The organism is Streptococcus sanguinis (assembly GCF_013343115.1).
In the GTDB taxonomy this organism is placed as follows: Bacteria; Bacillota; Bacilli; order Lactobacillales; family Streptococcaceae; genus Streptococcus; species Streptococcus sanguinis_H.
The window spans coordinates 1,602,591-1,621,912 of sequence record NZ_CP054570.1 but is presented as its reverse complement, the minus strand read 5'-3'; the positions used below and the strand labels follow the sequence as shown (position 1 = coordinate 1,621,912).

Annotated in this window: 19 protein-coding genes and 1 riboswitch; of the genes, 18 read left to right on the top strand and 1 reads right to left on the bottom strand. The window is 44.6% G+C overall.

What is annotated here, in order from left to right:
* Positions 1-62 precede the first annotated feature (62 nt).
* The 6 genes from nikA (at position 63) to FOC72_RS07740 (ending at position 5,606) form a co-directional block, all read left to right on the top strand.
* On the top strand, positions 63-1,670 hold the full coding sequence (gene nikA, locus FOC72_RS07765) for a nickel ABC transporter substrate-binding protein (protein WP_002896418.1): 1,608 nt from the start codon (positions 63-65) through the stop codon (positions 1,668-1,670).
* A gap of 91 nt (positions 1,671-1,761) precedes the next feature.
* The gene (locus FOC72_RS07760) at positions 1,762-2,703 is read left to right on the top strand and encodes an ABC transporter permease (protein WP_002896417.1); all 942 of its coding nucleotides are present in this window, start codon (positions 1,762-1,764) and stop codon (positions 2,701-2,703) included.
* The gene (locus FOC72_RS07755) at positions 2,696-3,502 is read left to right on the top strand and encodes an ABC transporter permease (protein WP_002896416.1); all 807 of its coding nucleotides are present in this window, start codon (positions 2,696-2,698) and stop codon (positions 3,500-3,502) included. Before FOC72_RS07760 ends, FOC72_RS07755 begins: the two co-directional genes overlap by 8 nt.
* Positions 3,490-4,281 carry an ATP-binding cassette domain-containing protein gene (locus FOC72_RS07750; RefSeq protein ID WP_002896415.1) on the top strand — a complete coding sequence of 264 codons (792 nt, stop codon included), beginning with the start codon at positions 3,490-3,492 and terminating at the stop codon, positions 4,279-4,281. The genes FOC72_RS07755 and FOC72_RS07750 overlap by 13 nt, the downstream gene beginning before the upstream one ends.
* Positions 4,268-4,978: an ABC transporter ATP-binding protein gene (locus FOC72_RS07745; protein WP_002896413.1), complete on the top strand. Its 711-nt coding sequence runs from the start codon at positions 4,268-4,270 to the stop codon at positions 4,976-4,978. Before FOC72_RS07750 ends, FOC72_RS07745 begins: the two co-directional genes overlap by 14 nt.
* Before the next feature lie 52 nt (positions 4,979-5,030).
* The gene (locus tag FOC72_RS07740; RefSeq protein ID WP_002896411.1) at positions 5,031-5,606 is read left to right on the top strand and encodes a flavin reductase family protein; all 576 of its coding nucleotides are present in this window, start codon (positions 5,031-5,033) and stop codon (positions 5,604-5,606) included.
* A 32-nt stretch (positions 5,607-5,638) separates the two neighbouring features.
* On the opposite strand, the gene queG is transcribed toward FOC72_RS07740, so the two are convergent.
* A complete protein-coding gene (queG, locus tag FOC72_RS07735) occupies positions 5,639-6,781 on the bottom strand; it encodes a tRNA epoxyqueuosine(34) reductase QueG (RefSeq protein WP_002896409.1) in 1,143 nt (380 codons plus the stop codon).
* A 182-nt stretch (positions 6,782-6,963) separates the two neighbouring features.
* On the opposite strand from queG, the gene FOC72_RS07730 reads away from it, so the two are divergent.
* The 12 genes from FOC72_RS07730 to eutA all read left to right on the top strand — a co-directional run bounded on the left by FOC72_RS07730 (position 6,964) and on the right by eutA (position 19,301).
* Positions 6,964-7,620: a hypothetical protein gene (locus FOC72_RS07730; RefSeq protein WP_002896407.1), complete on the top strand. Its 657-nt coding sequence runs from the start codon at positions 6,964-6,966 to the stop codon at positions 7,618-7,620.
* A gap of 305 nt (positions 7,621-7,925) precedes the next feature.
* On the top strand, positions 7,926-9,242 hold the full coding sequence (locus tag FOC72_RS07725; protein ID WP_032914254.1) for an HAD family hydrolase: 1,317 nt from the start codon (positions 7,926-7,928) through the stop codon (positions 9,240-9,242).
* 39 nt (positions 9,243-9,281) lie between these two features.
* Entirely contained in the window at positions 9,282-9,716 is a 435-nt protein-coding gene (locus FOC72_RS07720) for a EutP/PduV family microcompartment system protein (protein WP_011836561.1), read from the top strand.
* A 64-nt stretch (positions 9,717-9,780) separates the two neighbouring features.
* Complete coding sequence (cobD, locus tag FOC72_RS07715) at positions 9,781-10,875, top strand: threonine-phosphate decarboxylase CobD (protein ID WP_002896402.1); 1,095 nt, start codon at positions 9,781-9,783, stop codon at positions 10,873-10,875.
* Positions 10,868-11,734 carry a GHMP family kinase ATP-binding protein gene (locus tag FOC72_RS07710; RefSeq protein WP_002896400.1) on the top strand — a complete coding sequence of 289 codons (867 nt, stop codon included), beginning with the start codon at positions 10,868-10,870 and terminating at the stop codon, positions 11,732-11,734. Before cobD ends, FOC72_RS07710 begins: the two co-directional genes overlap by 8 nt.
* Position 11,735: 1 nt before the next feature.
* Complete coding sequence (gene cobT / locus FOC72_RS07705; RefSeq protein WP_002896398.1) at positions 11,736-12,803, top strand: nicotinate-nucleotide--dimethylbenzimidazole phosphoribosyltransferase; 1,068 nt, start codon at positions 11,736-11,738, stop codon at positions 12,801-12,803.
* 12 nt (positions 12,804-12,815) lie between these two features.
* Positions 12,816-13,415 carry a cob(I)yrinic acid a,c-diamide adenosyltransferase gene (locus FOC72_RS07700; RefSeq protein WP_002896396.1) on the top strand — a complete coding sequence of 200 codons (600 nt, stop codon included), beginning with the start codon at positions 12,816-12,818 and terminating at the stop codon, positions 13,413-13,415.
* Between the two features lie 260 nt (positions 13,416-13,675).
* Positions 13,676-13,824, bottom strand: a riboswitch (adenosylcobalamin (AdoCbl) riboswitch).
* A gap of 310 nt (positions 13,825-14,134) precedes the next feature.
* A complete protein-coding gene (locus FOC72_RS07695; protein WP_002896393.1) occupies positions 14,135-15,277 on the top strand; it encodes a 1-propanol dehydrogenase PduQ in 1,143 nt (380 codons plus the stop codon).
* Between the two features lie 96 nt (positions 15,278-15,373).
* Positions 15,374-15,718, top strand: coding sequence for a BMC domain-containing protein (locus FOC72_RS07690; protein WP_002896391.1), 345 nt, complete (start codon positions 15,374-15,376; stop codon positions 15,716-15,718).
* A gap of 24 nt (positions 15,719-15,742) precedes the next feature.
* Positions 15,743-16,318, top strand: coding sequence for an ANTAR domain-containing response regulator (locus tag FOC72_RS07685; protein WP_002896388.1), 576 nt, complete (start codon positions 15,743-15,745; stop codon positions 16,316-16,318).
* Positions 16,318-17,754 (top strand): sensor histidine kinase, encoded by a 1,437-nt coding sequence (locus FOC72_RS07680; RefSeq protein WP_002896387.1) that lies wholly within the window; start codon positions 16,318-16,320, stop codon positions 17,752-17,754. The genes FOC72_RS07685 and FOC72_RS07680 overlap by 1 nt, the downstream gene beginning before the upstream one ends.
* Before the next feature lie 113 nt (positions 17,755-17,867).
* Entirely contained in the window at positions 17,868-19,301 is a 1,434-nt protein-coding gene (gene eutA / locus FOC72_RS07675; protein ID WP_002896385.1) for an ethanolamine ammonia-lyase reactivating factor EutA, read from the top strand.
* The last annotated feature ends 21 nt before the right edge of the window (positions 19,302-19,322 follow it).

Genomic DNA, 19,322 nt, shown 5'->3' with positions numbered 1-19,322 from the left:
AGCCCCTATCTCTTGGGACTGCAAACAAAAAAATATGAATACAAGAAAGTGATTCAATAAAAATGAGAAAAAAAATATTTTTATTAGTTGTCCTCTTGCTGCCTTTATTCTTGGTAGCCTGCCAGCAAAACTCAAATTCTTCCAAACAAGCCAATGAGAAAGACAAACTCACTATGGTCTGGGGAGAGGATTTTGGGGATGTCAATCCTCACCGCTACAATCCAGACCAATTTGTCATTCAGGATATGGTCTATGAAGGCCTAGTCCGCTACGGTGACAATGGGAAAATAGAGCCAGCCCTGGCTGAAAGCTGGGATATCAGCGAAGATGGTAAAACCTATACCTTCAAGCTGAGAAAGGCAAAGTTCTCAGACGACTCTGACTTTAATGCAGAAAATGTCAAACGGAATTTCGATACCGTCTTTTCAGAAGAAAATAAGAAAAACCATACTTGGTTTGACTTCACCAACCAGCTGGAAAGCTATCGAGTTGTAGATGAGCATACCTTTGAGATTAAGCTAAAACAAGCCTATAGTGCGACCCTCTATGATTTATCAATGATTCGTCCAATCCGCTTCATAGCTGATGCTGCCTTCCCTGATGGAGATGATACGACTAAGGACAACCTCAAAAAGCCAATCGGAACCGGTCAATGGGTTGTCAAAGACAAGAAGCAAAACGAGTACATTACCTTTACCCGTAACGAAAATTACTGGGGTGAAAAGCCTAAACTGAAAGAAGTAACGGTCAAGATTATTCCAGATCCACAAACTCGTGCTCTTGAGTTTGAGTCTGGCAATGTTGACTTGATCTATGGAAATGGCGTTATCGGTCTGGATAACTTTGCCAAGTATGCCAAGGATGACAAGTACACGACAGACGTATCTCAGCCAATGTCCAGCCGCCTCATGCTCTTGAATGCCAAGCAGGAAATCTTCAAAGACAAGACTGTCCGTCAGGCTATGAACCATGCGGTTGATAAGAAGTCTATCGCGAAAGACATTTTCCGCGGAACAGAAACACCAGCTGATACCATCTTCTCTAAGTCTACCCCACACTCTGATGCCAATCTGACTCCCTATGACTACGACATCAAGCAGGCTGAAAAGATGCTGGATCAAGCAGGCTGGAAGAAAGGTTCTGACGGTATCCGTGAAAAAGATGGCAAGAAATTGAGCCTGAATGTTCCTTATATTTCATCTAAGGCGACAGACAAGGACTTGGTTGAGTACTTCCAAGGCGAATGGAAGAAAATCGGAATTGACGTTCAGCTTAAAGCTATGGAAGAAGATGACTACTGGGAAAATGCCAAGACAGGAAACTTTGACCTGATGTTGACGTATTCTTGGGGAGCACCGTGGGATCCACATGCTTGGATGACTGCCCTGACTTCACCAGCTGACCATGGCCACCCAGAAAATGTTTCCCTAGAAGCTCTGCCATCTAAGCCAGAAATTGATAAAATTATCAAGGCGACTCTGGTCGAACCAGACGAGGCAAAAGTCGATGAAGGCTACAAGAAAGTCCTCACCATGCTCCATGATGAAGCTATCTATATCCCTCTGACTTACCAATCCGTTGTTTCCGTTTACCGCAAGGGAGAAATCGAGGGCATGCGCTTTGCTCCAGAAGAAAATGCTTTCCCGCTGCGCTATATTGAGAAAAAATAAAAACTGACTTCATAACTGCAAATTTTAATATAAAGGGAGTAGTGCTGCTGAGTTGAAAAGCTTATCAGCCGCCCCTTTTCTTTTAAGGACTATGAAAAAAGATTTATTAAAAAAAATAGTTTCTTTCTTAGCTGCCCTGTTGATGATATCAGTATTGACCTTTCTCTTGGCCAAGCTATCCTCGGCTGATCAAGCAGAAAATTATCTAAGGGTATCTAAGATTCAAGTGACTCCTCAATCCTTGGAAAAAGCTAGAGAATATCTGGGCCTCAATCAACCTTGGCCCCAGCAGTATCTAAGTTGGCTGACCAAGGCCCTTCGTGGGGATTTTGGAACGTCTTATCTATTAAAGGTTCCTGTCCTGCCCTTGGTGCTGGAGCGTTTCCAGTCGACCCTTTCTCTGGGCTTGACATCCTTTGCTCTCATTTTGCTTACGTCCATTCCTTTGGGAATTTTTAGTGCAGTCTACAAGGGTTCTCTCTTTGATAAGGTCACTCGCTTTTTATCCTTTTCTAGCGTTTCCATGCCCAGCTTTTGGCTAGGCTACATGCTGATTGTGATTTTTGCTGTTCAGCTCAGATGGCTGCCAGTTTCGGGCAAGCAGGATTTTAGCAGCTTGATTCTTCCTAGTCTGACCCTAAGCATGTCATTGATTGGTCAATATATTGCTTTGATCCGCAAGGCTGTGCTGGAGCAGATGAACAGTGTCCATGTCGAAAATGCCCTCCTGCGCGGAGTCAGTAAGTTCTTCCTGGTCAAGAATCATCTCTTGAGAAATTCCCTGCCAGCCATTGCGACAGGCCTGAGCCTGACCTTGGTCTATCTCTTGACAGGTTCCTTAATTGTCGAAGAAGTCTTCTCCTGGAATGGTGTCGGCTCCCTCTTTGTAGATGCGCTGCAGTCTGTGGACCTGCCCATTATCCAGTGCTGCATGCTTTTATTTGGCCTATTGTTCTTAGGAAATAATGTTCTAACCCAGCAGCTGCCGCTCTGGATAGACCCTAGAGTCAGAAAAAGGAGGAGCAATGTCTAAACGATTTATTTTTTCAAGTGTCATTTTGCTGACCCTCTTCATCTGCGCTCTCTTTGCTCCCTATCTATCTTCTTTTGATCCCCAGCATGTGGAGATCTCAAACAAACTAATGGCGCCTGACACTGTTCATCTGCTGGGAACCGATCAGCTGGGCAGAGATGTCTTGTCTCGTCTGCTGCACGGGGCTCGTTATTCTCTCTTTTTATCCCTGACCATCAGTCTGCTGGAAGTGGTCATCGGTGTTACAGTCGGCTTACTGATTGGATGGTACCAAGGAAAGGCGGAAGCTACCTTCCTATGGTTTGCAAATGTTATTTCCGCCTTTCCTAGCTTCCTGCTATCGCTAGCTACTGTTGGGATATTGGGACAGGGAATGACCAATATGATTCTAGCCATTGTTATCATAGAGTGGGTCTATTATGCTCGGGTAACGGCCAATCTGGTCAAGAGTGCCAAAGAGGAAGCCTATGTCATTTCTGCCCAGACCATGGGACTCTCTCAGATTCATATCCTCAAAACTCATATCCTGCCCTTTATATACAAGCCTATTTTGATTATTGTGCTGATGAATATTGGGAATATCATTCTCATGATTTCTGGCTTTTCCTTTCTGGGAATCGGTGTCCAGCCCAACATTACCGAGTGGGGCATGATGCTGCATGATGCTAGAAGCCATTTTCAAACGGCAACTTGGATGATGCTGGCGCCCGGACTGGCTATCTTTCTGACTGTGGTCGCCTTTAATCTATTTGCCGAATGCTTTGAAGAGAAAGGCTGGAAACAGATATGGAAAAAATAGTTGTAAAGCAACTGACAGCCCAGATTGAGGGAAAGACCATTCTGCAGGACATCAACTTTGAAGTGGAGGCGGGTCAATCACTGGTCATCATTGGGGAGAGTGGTTCTGGTAAAACCCTCTTAACCAAGATATTGATTGGCCAGCTGCCTTCATCCTTGAGCATGCAAGGAGAAGTTCACTATGGCTCTCTGTCTCTGGAGCGCGAGTCTCTCAAGAATTGGCAGCAGCTGCGGGGGAGACGAGTGGCCTATATGTCTCAAAATCCGATGGCTATGTTCAATCCCTTTCAGACCATTCAAAGCCATTTTTGGGAAACCCTGCGCAGTCATAGCAAGATTTCAAAGAGAGCTTGTCTGGCTAAGGCCCTAGCCTCTATGAAAGAAGTCAGACTGGGAGAGCCGGAAGAACTTTTGAAGAAATATCCTTTTGAGCTCAGCGGCGGTATGTTGCAGAGGGTCATGCTGGCTATCTTGCTTTGCCTAGAGCCAGAGACCATCATTTTGGATGAGCCTACTTCGGCGCTGGACATCCACAATCGCGAGCAGATTATCCTCATCTTAAAGGAGCAGTTGGCTAAAGGAAAGACCCTCATCACAGTGACTCATGATTATCATTTGGCGCGGGAGCTGGGAGGCAAGATGCTTGTCATGTATCAGGGGGCTATCATGGAGGAAGGGCAGGTTGCTAAGCTCCTCGAAAGTCCTTCGCAGACCTATAGCCAAGACCTTATCTTAGGAAATCCATACGAACGGTTGGTGAGACAAGATGCTGGAATGTAGACATGTTTTTAAAAAATTCGATGGCAAAATGGTTGTCAAAGACTGTAACTTCTCCGTCCAGAAAGGTGAAATGATCGGTCTGATGGGCGAGAGCGGCAGTGGTAAGAGTACACTGGCTAAATTGCTGATTGGTCTAGAAAAGCCCAGTCAAGGCCAGGTCTTACTGGATGGCCAGCCCTACTCAGTCAAAAATTCTGGCGTGAGAATTTTGCTGGTTTTTCAGGACTCACTCCATTCGGTCAATCCGCATTTTACAGTCGAGCAGGTCTTGACAGAGGCCCTGCCAAAAAATGTGGCTAGAGAAGAGGTAGAAGCCATTCTAGAAGACGTCGGTCTGGATAAAAGCTATCTGAATCAGCTAGCGCGCCAGCTCAGTGGCGGCCAACTTCAACGGATTTGTATCGCCCGCGGCTTACTCTTAAAGCCAGATGTTCTCATCTTTGATGAGGCTCTGAGCGGTCTGGATCCCATTGTTCAGGGAAGGTTGTTACGCCTCCTATATGATTTGTGGGAGAAATACCAGCTGACCTATCTTTTCATCTCGCATGATTTCAAGCTGAGCTACGCTCTCTGCCATCGGATTTTAGTCATGGCAGACGGGGAAATCGTTGATGAGATAAAGGACTTTGAGCTTCCTATCCAGGCTCGTCACCCCGTGACAAAAAAGTTGATAGGCGACATGGGACATTTCAGCTGACGCATGCTCCAGCCAGCTAAACTATTTTAAAATTTAACATAAAGGAACATATATGAAACGTACTTTTGAAACGAGAAAACTTTACTTCGGCTTTCCAGTCTTCTTTTTAGGCTATAAGGACGATGTGCACGGCTATAATATTTCGACTTCAAGCTCGGTTTATTCCTTGGGCAGTATGCTGGTTATTGCCATGCGTACCAAGGGAAATGCCATTACAGAGATTACCAAGCACCAGCAATTCACTGTCAATGTCCCTGAGAAGGATTTGACCAAAGAGTCTGAAATTGCTGGCTTCAACAGCCGCAAGGACAAGTTTGCCCTGACCGGTCTCAGCTACACAATCGGCGAGACTGTGGATGCTCCGCTGGTAGACCAATGCCCTGTATCCATTGAGTGTCAGGTGCTGGATATGGTCGAATGCGGTGCCTTGACCAATGTCGTCGCCCGTGTCACCCGGCGCGTGGTTGATGAGAATTTGATTGATGAGAATGACGCTTTCCGCAGCGACCGCTTTTCCCCTATCAGCTACATGGGAGACGGTGATGGTCGGCTTTACCGCTATTTCAGCGACGAGTCTGTCAAGATGGGCTCCATTATCAAAGAAATCCGCAAACAAGAAGAAAAATAAAGAAACCGCTGAGATTGAAGAATCTCGGCGGTTTAGTTTTCTATCATAAGTTTTTCTTTTAGGCCAAATTTCTCTAGGAAACGGCCTTGCTCTTCTTGGATTTGAGGGGTCGGATTTTTGACGTTCATGACCAGTTCTATCATCTCTGGATGGACCTCACGCACCAGCTGACACAGAGCCCAGATAGCTGTAGCGACATGAATCGGATTTTGCCCCTTGTCGATAATTTCCAGCAGTTTGGGAATGGCAGAGCGATCATTGGCATTTGCCAGAGCCATAATGGCATTGCGCTGCAGGATGTTTTTTCCCCGCCAGCTGCCGGCTACATGGCCGAATTTCTCCTTAAACTGACCGTTGGAAAGCTCCAAGAAAGGCAGGAGCTCGGGATGAGAAAGGTCGGGGTCAATTTCTGTCGCCAGAGGATTATCCAAACCTTTATTGTAAGGGCAGCAGATTTGGCAGATATCACAGCCATAGATGACCGTCTTAATCTTCTTACGAAATTCCAGATCCATGACGCCCTTGTCCTGAGTCTGAAAGGACAGACAGCGCTTGGCATTCATGCTGCCGTCACCAATCAGGCAGGAAGTAGGGCAGGCTGTCACGCAGCGGTTGCAGTCTCCGCAGCCGTAGTCGACAGGCTGATCAGGCTCGATGTCCAGATTGGTAATGAGCTCTCCTAAAAACATATAAGAACCAAATTCCTTGGAGATGACCAAGCCGTTCTTGCCGATAAATCCGATTCCTGCTCTTTGGGCTACGGCGGTATCGACCAAGGCGCCCGTGTCCACCATGCCCTTGTATTCAAAATCAGCGGTCAGCTCTTCGATTCCCTTGGCAAGCCGGTCCAGCTTGTCCTGCAGGACATAGTGGTAGTCCAGCCCCCAGCTGTTAGGGGTAAATTTCCCACGCTTGTAGGCCGTTTTCTGAGGTTGCTGCTTGAGTTTGTGGGGGTAGGCGACTGCGATGGAGATGATGGTCTTGGCCGAAGCCAGGCTCAGCTTGGGCTTGATCCGTTCTTCGATGTTTTTATGTTCAAATCCTGAATTTCGCCCTTCTTCTACAGCCAAGCGCAGCGACTTCTCCAGATAGTCGAAATCATCCGCTGTCGTAAAGCCAATCTTAGAAATCCCAATTTCTTTTGCTAAGTTAATAATTTCTTCTTTGATGTTCATCCTTATTATTATAGCGGAAAAATGCCAACTTGGCGAATGATTGAGAAAGGGAATTATCCTATAGAACTATACCTATAGTTTTATAAGACTTCCTTAGCCTATATACTGTATGATATAATGAAATGTGGAATTTTTTATAGAAAATTTCGCAAAGTTTAGGGGAAATTTTATAAAGTTAAACAATGGGAGTTTACAAAATGAAAAAGAGATATTATGAATTTTTGAATGTTCTTGTTACGGATTGTAATCCAATCAAAAACTTAGATTTTTATAAGGCTGGTTTAGTTGAGTTATTTTTTATCTCACTGGTATTTATCGTTTCTATTTTCTTACGCGGGGAGATGCATCACCTGAGCATGATAGTCATGAATTTTACTATTGTTCACACGCTTATTTTGTTTCTGGCCTTTTTACTCTTCCAAAAGTTTTTTGATATTAAAGCCTTGCAGCTCATTCCGACCAGCTCTTACCTATTTCTGCATTTTGAATTGCTTTTTTGGGGCTCCATCTTTTTTGGTGAGAACCACTTAGCATTTTTTATGATTTTTATCATACTCAGCTTGTCTTATCAGTTGATTAATTTGCTCTATCAGATGGTGATCGTTTCAAAATTGAGATATTTTGAACAGAAACAAAAGATCAATATTTTGCAGATTCATGCCATCGTCCTGTGCTGCTTGTCAGCAGGAGTAGCAGTCATCACTCGCTTGTTTATGCTGTCAGGACTTTATATGATTATTGCCTTGGTAGGCTTGAGCATCGCATTGACGCCCTTGTATCTATTGGGCTATGCACAAGTTTTCACAGGCTGGAGAAATCAAGTGCCTGAAAAATGGTAGAATTGAAGGGGATTGTCTGTCTAGTCTTGAATACGTTAGGTTTCCTCTAACACATTGATTGAGAAGATTAGAGTATATGCATTTTAATCAGTAAGGTAGAGAAATAATTTTTCTCTGCCTTTATTTTTTTACAAATCTGAAAGCGCTTCATTGACAAAGTCTGCCAGATAGTTTATAATATAATAACAGTATAGAAAATGGCAAGGAAGCCTGATTTGATCGCAATGAAGCGAGTGTTTCAGAATCAAAGGGGTTTTCTATGCCATTTTTTTGCGCACTATTATTTTTTATGGAGGATTGTTTCTATGCGGACAAAAGGAATTGTGCTGCTTTGTAGTTTGGCTTTGCTTCTGGGAGCTTGTCAAGCGGGGAATAATAAGACGACGACGGAGTCATCCTCGGCTAAGACGGAGACAACAGATAAGGACAAGGCTAAGACTTTGGATAAGGGCGTCTGGGAAGACAAGCTTTATGCCCGTCTGAACAAGCTCATCAAGGAAAATGGGAACACCAGCTCTAGCTACGATAAAAATAAAAAGCCTTATGCCGTCTTTGACTGGGACAATACGACAGTCATTAACGACATTGGCGAAGCAACCTTTACCTATCAAATTGAAAATCTGGCCTTTAAGATGACGCCGGAAGAATTTGACCAAGCAGTGCGGACCAATATACCAAGCGACGATTTCGTTGAGGATTTCCATAACAAAGATGGTGAACCAGTGAACATTGACAAGATTGCAGCTGACTTGCTTTCTGACTACACGGCTATTTACAATAGCTATAAGGGAATGCAAGGAGACAAGTCTCTGGAAGAAGTCAAAAAGACCGATGAATACCAAGACTTTGCTGCTAAACTCCGCTATCTTTACGAAGCGATTGGTGACACCTTCAGCTCTGACATCAGCTATCCATGGGTGACCTACCTCTATGCAGGTATGACTTCTGAAGAAGTTCAAGCCCTATCTGAAAAGTCTATTGACCAGGCTCTTCAAGACAAGCTAACTTCTGAAACTTGGGAAAGTCCAGAAGGCTTGAAAGGTGAGTCAGGCCAAATCACTGTGACCTTCAAGCGTGGTGTTCGCTCAGTCAAGGAAATGCAAAATCTCTATAAGACTCTGATGGCTAACGGCATTGATGTCTATATCTGCTCAGCGTCTTATATCGATGTGATTATCCCTTATGCTAGCAATTCTAAGTATGGCTACAATATTCCTAAAGAAAATGTTACTGCTATGCGCCTGAAAAAGGATGACAAGGGAGTAATTCAGCCAGAATATGATACCAACTATGCTCAGACTCAAGGTGAGGGCAAGACAGAGACCATCAAGAAGCTGATTGCTGTCAATCATGACAATCAAGAACCAATCCTGATTGCCGGTGACAGTAATGGCGACTATGCTATGCTCAAGGACTTCCCTAAACTGCAAATGGGTATTATCTTCAATCTTTTGAGAGATCCTAGCAAGGGAATCGGTCTTTTGCAAACTAAGGCAATTGAAACTTACGGTCAGGAAGATGCCCTTTACTACCTGCAAGGCCGCGATGAAAATAAAGGTGTACTGCTCAACGGCAGGGAAACTATCAAACTAGATAGTAAGGAAGCCCAGCTAAGCAGATAGCAGGCAGTCTCCTGTCATAGAGAGGAATGGATGCAAAATATGAAAAAAATCATGTTTGTCGGTCCAGTCGGAGTGGGTAAGACTACTCTGACCCAGCGACTGAAAGGCTTGGAGCTAAGCTACTTTAAGACTCAGGCTATTGAGTTCTATGATGCCATCATTGACACGCCTGGAGAATTTCTCCAGCATCGTAAGTATTATAATGCTCTGAACGTGACAGCAACGGAGGCTGATGTGATTGGTCTCTTGGTGGCGGCTTCCAATCAGATGCAGACCTTTCCTCAAGGATTTTCTTCTCTCTTCAATAAAGAAGTGATTGGCATTGTCACCAAGATTGATATGGCTGATAAGGAAGAGCAGATTGAAAAAGCACGGCGACAGCTGAAAGCGGCTGGAGCTAAGGAAATTTTTGAAATATCAGCGACGGAAAACGAAGGAATTGACCGTCTCCAGGCTTATCTGGAGGCAGACTAAGGACGAAAAAGCCGAATATGGTATACTAGATTCTAACAAGGAAACGAGGAAGGAATGTCTATTTATGAAAGTAGAGCACGGTGGAAATGCGGCAGCTTTGGCTGAGGAATTTGGTTTTTCTCTAGAAGACTGTCTGGATTTCAGTGCCAATATCAACCCTTTGGGGATTTCTCCGCGGCTGAGGGCTTGTCTGACCGAGTCCATTGATTGGCTGGTTCATTATCCAGACATCAGCTACAGTCGCTCCAGAGAGCTTTTGGCACATCATCATGGACTAGAAAAGGACAAGGTCCTGTTGGCAAATGGTGCGGTAGAAGTCTTTTATGAGCTGGCCCGCTTCCTGCGTCCAAAAACTGTCCTGACTTTGAGCCCTACTTTCATGGAATATGAAAAAGCCTTTTCGCAAGTGCAGGCTAAGGTGGAGCGCTTTAGCCTCCCTTCTCCATCCTATGAGTGGAATCTAGCTGATATGATGCCGGCCTTGGATTCACTAACTGCTGGAGACGCTGTACTCATCTGCAATCCTAATAATCCGACGGGTACCTTGATTCGGCGTACTGAGCTAGAAAAGCTAGCTGAGGACCTGCAGGAGCGGCAAATCTTTTTGATACTGGATGAGGCTTTTATGGACTTTCTGGACGATGAGGAGGACTATAGCTTCGTCTCACGTCTGGCCACCTATCCAAATGCAGTAGTGGTGCGGTCTCTGACCAAGTTTTATGCTATTCCCGGTCTGAGACTGGGCTATGCTCTCAGCTGTCATCCAACTTGCTTTGATGAGATAGAGGGGAGCCGCGCTCCTTGGTCGGTCAATGCTATGGCGGATCACGCCCTGCCTGTCCTTTTGGAAGATCAGGCCTATCAGCAAGCTACCAAGCAGTGGCTTCGAGTAGAAAGAGATTTCCTTTTTCAAGGACTAACTGCATTTTCACAGATTCGGCCGGTCAAGCCTAGTGTCAATTATATCTTCTTTGAGTATCTAGGTCGGCTGGACCTGCGTCAGGAGCTTCGGCAGAGAAAGATTTTTATCCGTTCCTGTCAAAATTATCATGATCTGTCAGAACGGCATTACCGCATAGCCATCCGCAGCCATCAGGAAAATGAACAGCTTCTGGCTTGTCTGACAGAAGTCTTAGCGAAAGAGGCTCCTTATGACTAAGGTAATGGTTTCCTGTCCAGGTTCCTGCGGTGAATTATTTCAAGGTTTAGTTGGAGAGCAGGAAGTCCTGCTCTCCTATGGGATTGAGAAGAGCAGTCGAGTGAGATCGGACGGAGCTTCGTCTCTCGCAAGGCAAGACCAAGGTGAAAAGGTAAGGCGAGCTTTGGAGCTCCTGCCTGAGTCCAATGCTTTCTCTTTTGTTCAGGAGTCCGACCTGCCTATCAGCAAGGGCTATTCTAGCAGCACAGCAGATATGGTTAGCTGCCTGCAGGCAGCTGCTCTGGGGCAGAAGCAGCCTCTAAGAGCAGCAGATTTAACTCGTCTCTGTGCCAAGATTGAGCCTACTGACTCGGTGGCTTTTGAGGACTGGACGGTCATTAATCCCCTGACTGGTCAAGTGGTCTGGCAGACAGACTGGCAACCGGAGCTCTATGTTTATATCTTGGAGCCTGTGGAGATGGTGACTACCCTTGACTTGGTTCGGATGAAGGACAGTCCTAGCTATCCGGCTGAGGAGTCCAAACGCTTGCTTCCTCTCTTTCAGGAGGCTTGTCAGGAGAAGAGTCTGGAAAAGATTGGCCATTTAGCGAGTTATAGTGCTTTGTTGAATAACCAACGGCTGCCCAAGCCCTATCTGGAAGAATTACTGAATTTGGTAAAAAAATACCAATGCTTAGGGCTCAATGTTGCCCATAGTGGCACATTGGTTGGTCTGCTGCTGAGCAGGGAACAGCTAGAAAACTTGCCTCAATTGGAGGCTGAACTAGCTCGCTCAGCCAGTGGGGCTTATTATCAGACTCGGACCTTGAGCAGGATTATTTTTGAAGGGGTGCAGCCGGTCAGGGAGGAGACAGACTAGTTTGAAAGACTTAGAAAAAATTATTGAGCAGATTCTTCCGATAGACAAAGACAAGCTTCAAGAAGGCCGGCGCTACTGTGATCAGCTAGGAAAGCCGCCAGGCTCCTTAGGGAAACTCGAGACCATCTATGCTCGCTTGCATGCCATGTTTTCTGGTCCCATTGATTTAGAGAAGAAGATTGTTCTCGTCTACGTGGCAGATAATGGCATTGTGGCTGAAGGCGTTTCTGCCAATCCTCAAGAAACGACCTATACTGTTGCTCGCAATATTCTAGCAGGGAAGTCAGGCCTGTGCGCTATTTCCAAACATGTAGGTTCAGACATCTGCCTGGTAGACATTGGCTGCAAGAAGGATATCTTTGAGGAAAATAAGGACAAGGTCTGTCATGGGACGCGTAACATGCTCAAGGAGCAGGCCATGACTCGCGAGCAGGCTATAGCGGCAATTCTAGTCGGCTACAAGAAGACAGAGGCCTTGATCAAAGACGGCTATCGTCTCTTTGGAACTGGAGAAATGGGGATTGGCAACACCACCACCTCGGCTGCTGTCATTGCGGCAGTTCTCGGTCTTAAAGCAGAAGATGTCACAGGCTATGGAGCCGGTCTGACTCAGGATATGAAGGCTCATAAAACAGCTGTTATCCAGCAGTGTTTGGATTGTCACGCTCCTTATGGAGATATTCTGGATCTGACAGCTAAGCTTGGCGGGCTGGATATGCTGGCTATGGCAGGCACTCATCTTGCCTGTGCCCGCTATCAGCTGCCTTGTGTAGTGGATGGCCTTATCTCTCTAACGGGGCTTCTGATTGCCCATCAGCTGACTCCTCATGTCTTGGACTATACCTTTGCTTCCCATGCTTCGACGGAGCCTGCTTACAGACTGGTCAGTGACTTTCTAGGACTGGAGCCCATGCTTTTGCTGGACATGCGGCTAGGTGAAGGTTCAGGCTGTCCTTTGGCTTTCTTTCTGCTGGAAAATGCTGTTTATACCATGGAGCACATGCCAACCTTTGCTGAAGGCAGCTTGAAAGAAGAAGATTATGTTGATATTCGCAAAAATGTGACTTAAAGGAGGAAAAATATGCAACTCTATACAAAAACAGGTGACAAGGGCTTGACTAAGCTAGTTGGCGGTCAAAGTGTTGCCAAGGATGCAGAACGAGTTAATGCTTACGGAACCATTGATGAGCTGAACTCTTGGATTGGTTATACCATTACCAAGCTGGACAAGGATGATAAGCTGAGAGATGAGCTGCTCCAGCTGCAGCATTATCTCTTTGACTGTGGTTCAGACCTCTCTACTCCTAAGGGAGTTTACCCTTATAAGGTCGATCAGCAGCTGATTGACTGGATTGAGGAGAGGATTGATACCTACGCAGAAATTCCACCGGCTCTGGAAAGATTTATCCTGCCAGGCGGTGACGAGATTGCTTCCATGATTCATGTGGCTCGGACCATTGCAAGACGGGCAGAGCGCCATATCGTAGGGGCTATGTGGACTACAGAAATTAACAATAATGTCCTGATTTTTGTCAATCGTCTATCAGATTATTTCTTTGCCTTGGCTCGAGTAATCAACTTTACTAAAAACCAAGAAGACATCGCCTATGAAAGAGGTGCTAAGGTCTTCCACAATATCACCAAGGCAGATGTTGAGCGTTGGGCAAGCAAACGCCAGTGACAAAAAGAAACAGAAAAAGTTCTGTCTTTCCAAATTGACTCCTACTGAGTCTTGGAAGGACAGAACTTATTTTAATCTTCTAAAAAAGAAAGCCGCCTATACATCATTGTATCTTCATGCTAAGCTTCGTTGATTAGCACTAGCTTTCCAATTATTGACTCTGCTCCTTTGCAGAAAGACAAGTGAAACCTCATCTTTAGAAAATTAACGTACTTAAACGTAGAGTCAATAATGGAAACTAAGCTAAAATGTTTGTTCCAAACTGACATCACTACCTTACATCGAGGCATGAAATCTACTAAAATTTAAGAATAAAGACCTGACTTAAAGCTGAAAAGCTTATCACAGTGGCGGGACCGCGCTGGATTTGCACCAGACTTCCATATCCTTAAAAGTACTAAAATCAATTTCCTAGTAACTAGATTGTAACACCTTTCACAGGTAATTACAAGGAAAACGAATCAAATTTTAATAAAAATTTAATCCTTCAAACAAGCTTGTTTTTGAAAAGAGAAGCGGCACTAAAAACTTCTTATATTAATGACTTTTTCATTGCCATGAAAGCGCTTTTGTGTTATAATTCAATATAGTACAAAGGGGTACTGAAGATAAATAAGCAATGAAGCTATATGAAAATGCTGTGACGTGTGTAGGGGAACAGTCTTATTTTCATATAGCTTCTTTTTGTTTAAAAATAGATACAACAGAAAGGAGAAAAGATGTATAAGATTTCCTATAAGACTGAATTGCATGTGGGCAAGGGCGCTCTGCAGCAATTAAGCCATTATAAAAACGAGCATATTTTAGTCGTTGCCGATCCTTTTTTGAAGACATCTGGCACGTTGGATGCTATTTTAGCCAACTTTGATGACAGCAATGACATTGTTGTTTTCACAGACATTGTGCCTGATCCGCCAATCGAAACGGTTGTAGCTGGTATCAAGAGTGCAGGAGACAAGCCAATCAGCATTGTGCTTTCTATTGGCGGAGGCTCTGCCATTGATGCTTCCAAGGCTATGTATTATTTTGCCAAGAAGCAGGGTGCCTTCTCAGAGGCTATTCTCATCGCCATTCCTACAACAAGCGGAACTGGATCTGAAGTAACGTCCTTTTCTGTCATCACGGATGCAGAGAGAGGTACCAAATATCCTTTAGTGACCAAAGAAATCCTTCCGGATGTTGCGATCTTAGATGCGGATTTGGTTCTGTCACTTCCTGGTAACATCACGGCTGACACTGGAATGGATGTACTGACCCATGCCATTGAAGCTTATGTATCGACCAAGGCTACGGACTTCTCTGATGCCTTGGCTGAAAAGGCAATCAAGCTGGTCTTTGAATACCTGCCTAAAGCCTACAAAAATGGTCAGGATGTAGAAGCGCGTGAAAAGATGCATGCAGCATCCACTCTGGCAGGTATGGCCTTTAATACAGCTTCTTTGGGTATCAATCACAGTCTGGCACATGCGGCAGGCGCTAAGTTCCATGTGCCTCATGGTCGTTTAAACAGTATTTTAATGCCCCATGTCATTCAGTATAATGCTGGTATCGAATTCAACAATCGGAACCGGCAGGCGACAGACAAGACTGTAGCGAGCCGCTATCAGGATATTGCCAAACTACTGGGATGCAGTGCTTCAAGTCCTGTGTCAGGAGTAAGACAGCTGGTTGAAGCCATCAAGAAACTACAAAGAAAGCTGGAGATGCCAACTTCTCTAAGAGAATATGGTGTGAAAGCAGATGCTTTTGCTCAGTACAAGGTAGAAATTTCAGAAGCTGCTCTGCATGATGGCTGTACTCCGACTAACCCTCGTGTCCCTACGGCAGAAGAGCTGCTTAAAGTATTAGAGAAAGCGTTTTAATCCTCTGAATTGCTGTTATGCCAAAATTATTGTATAATGATTAAGAGCGTGCAGTACACTTCTGAAGGTTTAAAATCATGAAGAAGGTTTACTAAATTGGAAGAAAAACAAAGAATGATACAGGAATACGTTCCTGGGAAACAAGTGACCTTGGCGCACCTTATCGCTAATCCTGATGAAGTCATTTTTGAAAAATTGGGATTGCAGGCAGAAATCAAGAATGCGATTGGAATCTTGACGATCACTCCGAGTGAAGCGGCTATCATTGCGGTTGATATTGCGACCAAGGCTGCAGATGTTCAAATTGGTTTTGTGGATCGTTTCAGCGGCTCTGTCGTGATGACAGGTGACGTTTCTTCTGTTGAGGCAGCTCTCATTGCCGTTTTACAAGGTCTGGAAGAGATTTTAGGCTTCTCCAGCACTGTCGTAACGCGGACATAAAAAATCAAACTGTCGAGGGGAAGTATGAAGGGCAGAATACTAATTGTTGATGATGATCCAATTGTAAGATTAGATATCCGAAATATATTAGAAGAAGCTGATTATGAAGTGGTGGCTGAGGCATCCGATGGCTTTGAGGCTATTGATTTGTGTCAGAAATATCGTTGTGACTTGGTCATGATGGACATCAAGCTTCCGCTTCTGGATGGCCTGACAGCGGGTAAGAAGATACTCGAAGATGCTTTAGCCTACAGTGTGATTCTACTGTCAGCCTACAGTGATGAACACTATGTTCAAAAAGCTAAAACCAATGGAATTAGTGCTTACTTGGTTAAACCTTTGGATGCCAAGTCCTTGGTTCCAATGGTAGAGGTCTGCATTGAGAAGGGCCGTCAGCTTCAGCAGATGTCCAATGAAATGGTCAAGCTGTCTAAAAAAATAGACGATCGGATTGTGATTGAAAAGGCTAAAGGCTTGCTGATGGCTCGTGATCATTTGTCAGAGCCAGAAGCTTTCAAACGCATTCGGACAATTAGTATGCAAAAGAGAGTGCCGATGATTGAGATTGCCAAATTGCTGGTGCTCCAAGATGATGTGTAATGATGTATAAAGATAAGATAAAGCAGCTTTGTCAGGAACAGACAAATTTGGATGAGGCTGATATCGAGCATCTTGTCCAACAGGCTGATGAATTATTGAAAAACTCAGCTTATGCCAATGAAGATGTCTTCATTGACGTAAAGAATATCTTTTCAGAACATGCCATTGTTATCTTTCACAAAAAACCGGAAAGCAAGCTCAGCTTGTACGAAAACTCGGTCGTAGGTGCTATGGCTTACCTGGAAAATGAGCCAGGTGTTATCCGGACCTTGGAGACGGGCGCTCCTTCGATTGGGCTTTCAGCCAGATCGCAGGAGGGCTTAGCCATCCATCAGACGGTCTTTCCGATAGTGAGAGAAGAGCGCGTCATCGGAACGCTGATTATCGAAAGAAATGCTCCTCAGACTTTACCGGACCACTTTTCTTTAGATAAAGAGGACGGCGGTTTTGAGTTACGGAGCACTCCTGAGATTTCAGCCCAAGAGCAGTTTGTTTTATTTGATCATATAGATGAAGCTTGTCTGGTCTTTGACCGGCAGGGCTATCTCAAGTATTTCAATCAAGCAGCTGCCGACTCTTATCGCCATAAACTGGGCTATATGGACTCGATTGAGGGAATGCACTACAGCAATCTGGTCTTAGACAGTCTGACTTTTGAAGAAATCCAGCAACTGGGACCGCAAGCCCCTCAAGAAAAACCTCACCAAGTTGAGGTACATTATGGCACTTATTGCTTTTTGGTCAAACGCTATCTGCTGGCTGAGAGTGAAAATGTGGTCATGATCTGTAAGGATATTACAGACATCAAGGAAAAGGAAGCACAGCTCTTAACCCATACAACTACCATTCGTGAAATGAACCATCGGGTAAAGAATAACTTGCAAACCGTTGTTTCTTTGCTGCGACTACAGGCTCAGCAAAGTCCAGGAGCAGACACCAAAAAAGCTCTTAATGACAGTATGAATCGTGTGCTCTCCATAGCGGCGACTCACGAGCTCCTGTCTTCTCAGCAGGATGACAGCATTCAGATTGAGCATCTGCTGAAGAGAGTTATCGAAAATGTTCAGCGTTGTTTTTCCGGGCATAGGGAAATAACCCTTACCTATAGCCTGGAACCGGAACTCTGTCTCGATAGCAGCCGGGCCACTTCACTGGCGCTAATCGTCAATGAATTACTGCAAAACAGCTATGAACATGCTTTTAAGGACAAAAAAAATCCAGAAAAACCGCAAATCCATTTGCAGGTTGGACTTAAAAATGATATAATAACTTTAAAAGCACTGGATAATGGTAGCGGTTACAATCAAGAGCATTCCTTTGAGAATCATCTGGGTCTACTCTTGGTGGAGCGCTTTGTCCAAGGAAAATTGTTTGGAACCTTGTCTATCCACTCAGACCATGAGGGGACAACAACGACCATTCGTTTTAAAAAATAAATACTACCAGACTAACAATGATGTCAGTCGAAAAAAGCAATGACGCTTGAAGAATGTAAATGAACTCTGTTTGTTTGCATTGCTTTGAGCGTCTTTTTTTGGAGGTTTTTAGTATGTCAGATAAAATTTTGAGTGTGGGGCTCGATATCGGGACAGCCACTACACAGCTGATCTTGTCAGAGCTTACCATCGAGAATATTGCTTCTGTGTTTACTATTCCTCGTGTCTATATTACAGATAAAAAAGTTCTTTATAAAAGTGAAATTATCTTCACACCAATTTCGGATCAACTTTTGATCGAGGTAGATAAGATCAAAAACTTTGTTCTGAATGAGTATGCGAAAGCAGGCATTCAGAAAAAAGATATTCAGATGGGAGCAGTCATCATTACTGGTGAGACAGCTCGCAAGGAAAATGCCAGTCAGGTGCTCCAAGCACTGAGTGGCTACGCTGGGGACTTTGTTGTTGCGACTGCTGGTCCAGACCTTGAGAGTATCATCGCTGGTAAAGGGGCCTGCAGCCATCAATATTCTCAAGAGCATCATACATCAGTAGTCAATATTGATATTGGTGGGGGGACTTCCAATCTGGCAGCCTTCCGAGAAGGAGATGTGATTGATACAGGATGTTTTGATATCGGAGGTCGGCTGATAAAAATCGATCCGCAGACCCAGCGGATTAGCTATATTGCTCCAAAACTGCAAACGATCATTGCAGAGCAGGGGCTTCAGCTGGCAGTTGGTGAAACGGTCCATCGGGCTGATTTGGATCGGCTGATTCAAGAAATGGTCTCCGTATTAGAACAGTCTGTAGGAATTGACAATCACAGTCCTTACTATGAGCTTCTACAGACCAACCACGGTCTCAAGTTGAACTATGATCTCCACTGCGTATCTTTCTCTGGTGGTGTAGCTGATGGAATATACTTGGAAACGACCTCGGCGGATGATTTTCGCTATGGGGATATCGGTATCCTGCTAGGCAGGGCGCTGAGAAAGTCCAAGATTTTTGAACAAAAGAAGGTCATCCAGTCAGCTGAGACCATTCGGGCAACCGTTGTTGGAGCCGGCAGCCATACGACCGATGTCAGCGGCAGTACCATTACCTACATCTCCGATATCCTTCCTATTAAGAACATTCCAGTTCTCAAACTGGCAGCTTCTGATGAGCATGAGGATAAGGAGGGGCTGCAGCAGATTATCAAGGACAAGGTAGCTTGGTTCACACTGGAAAATGAAGTCCAGCAGGTGGCTTTGGCAATCAATGGAGAAAAAAGCCCAAGCTTCGCCCGGGTTTTGGAATACGCAGAGGCTATTGTCAGTGGAATGAGCGAAAGCATTGAAAAGAAAATTCCGCTGCTAGTAGTGGTCAGAGAAGATATGGCCAAGGTTCTAGGTCAATGTCTCTTTGCTCAGTTGCCTAAGGATTATCCATTTGTCTGCATTGACTCAGTGGATGTTCAAAATGGCGACTATATCGATATTGGTAATCCAGTCATTGAAGGATCGGTCCTACCAATTGTCGTGAAAACATTGGTGTTTAATTAAACTTTTATTTACACTAAGGAG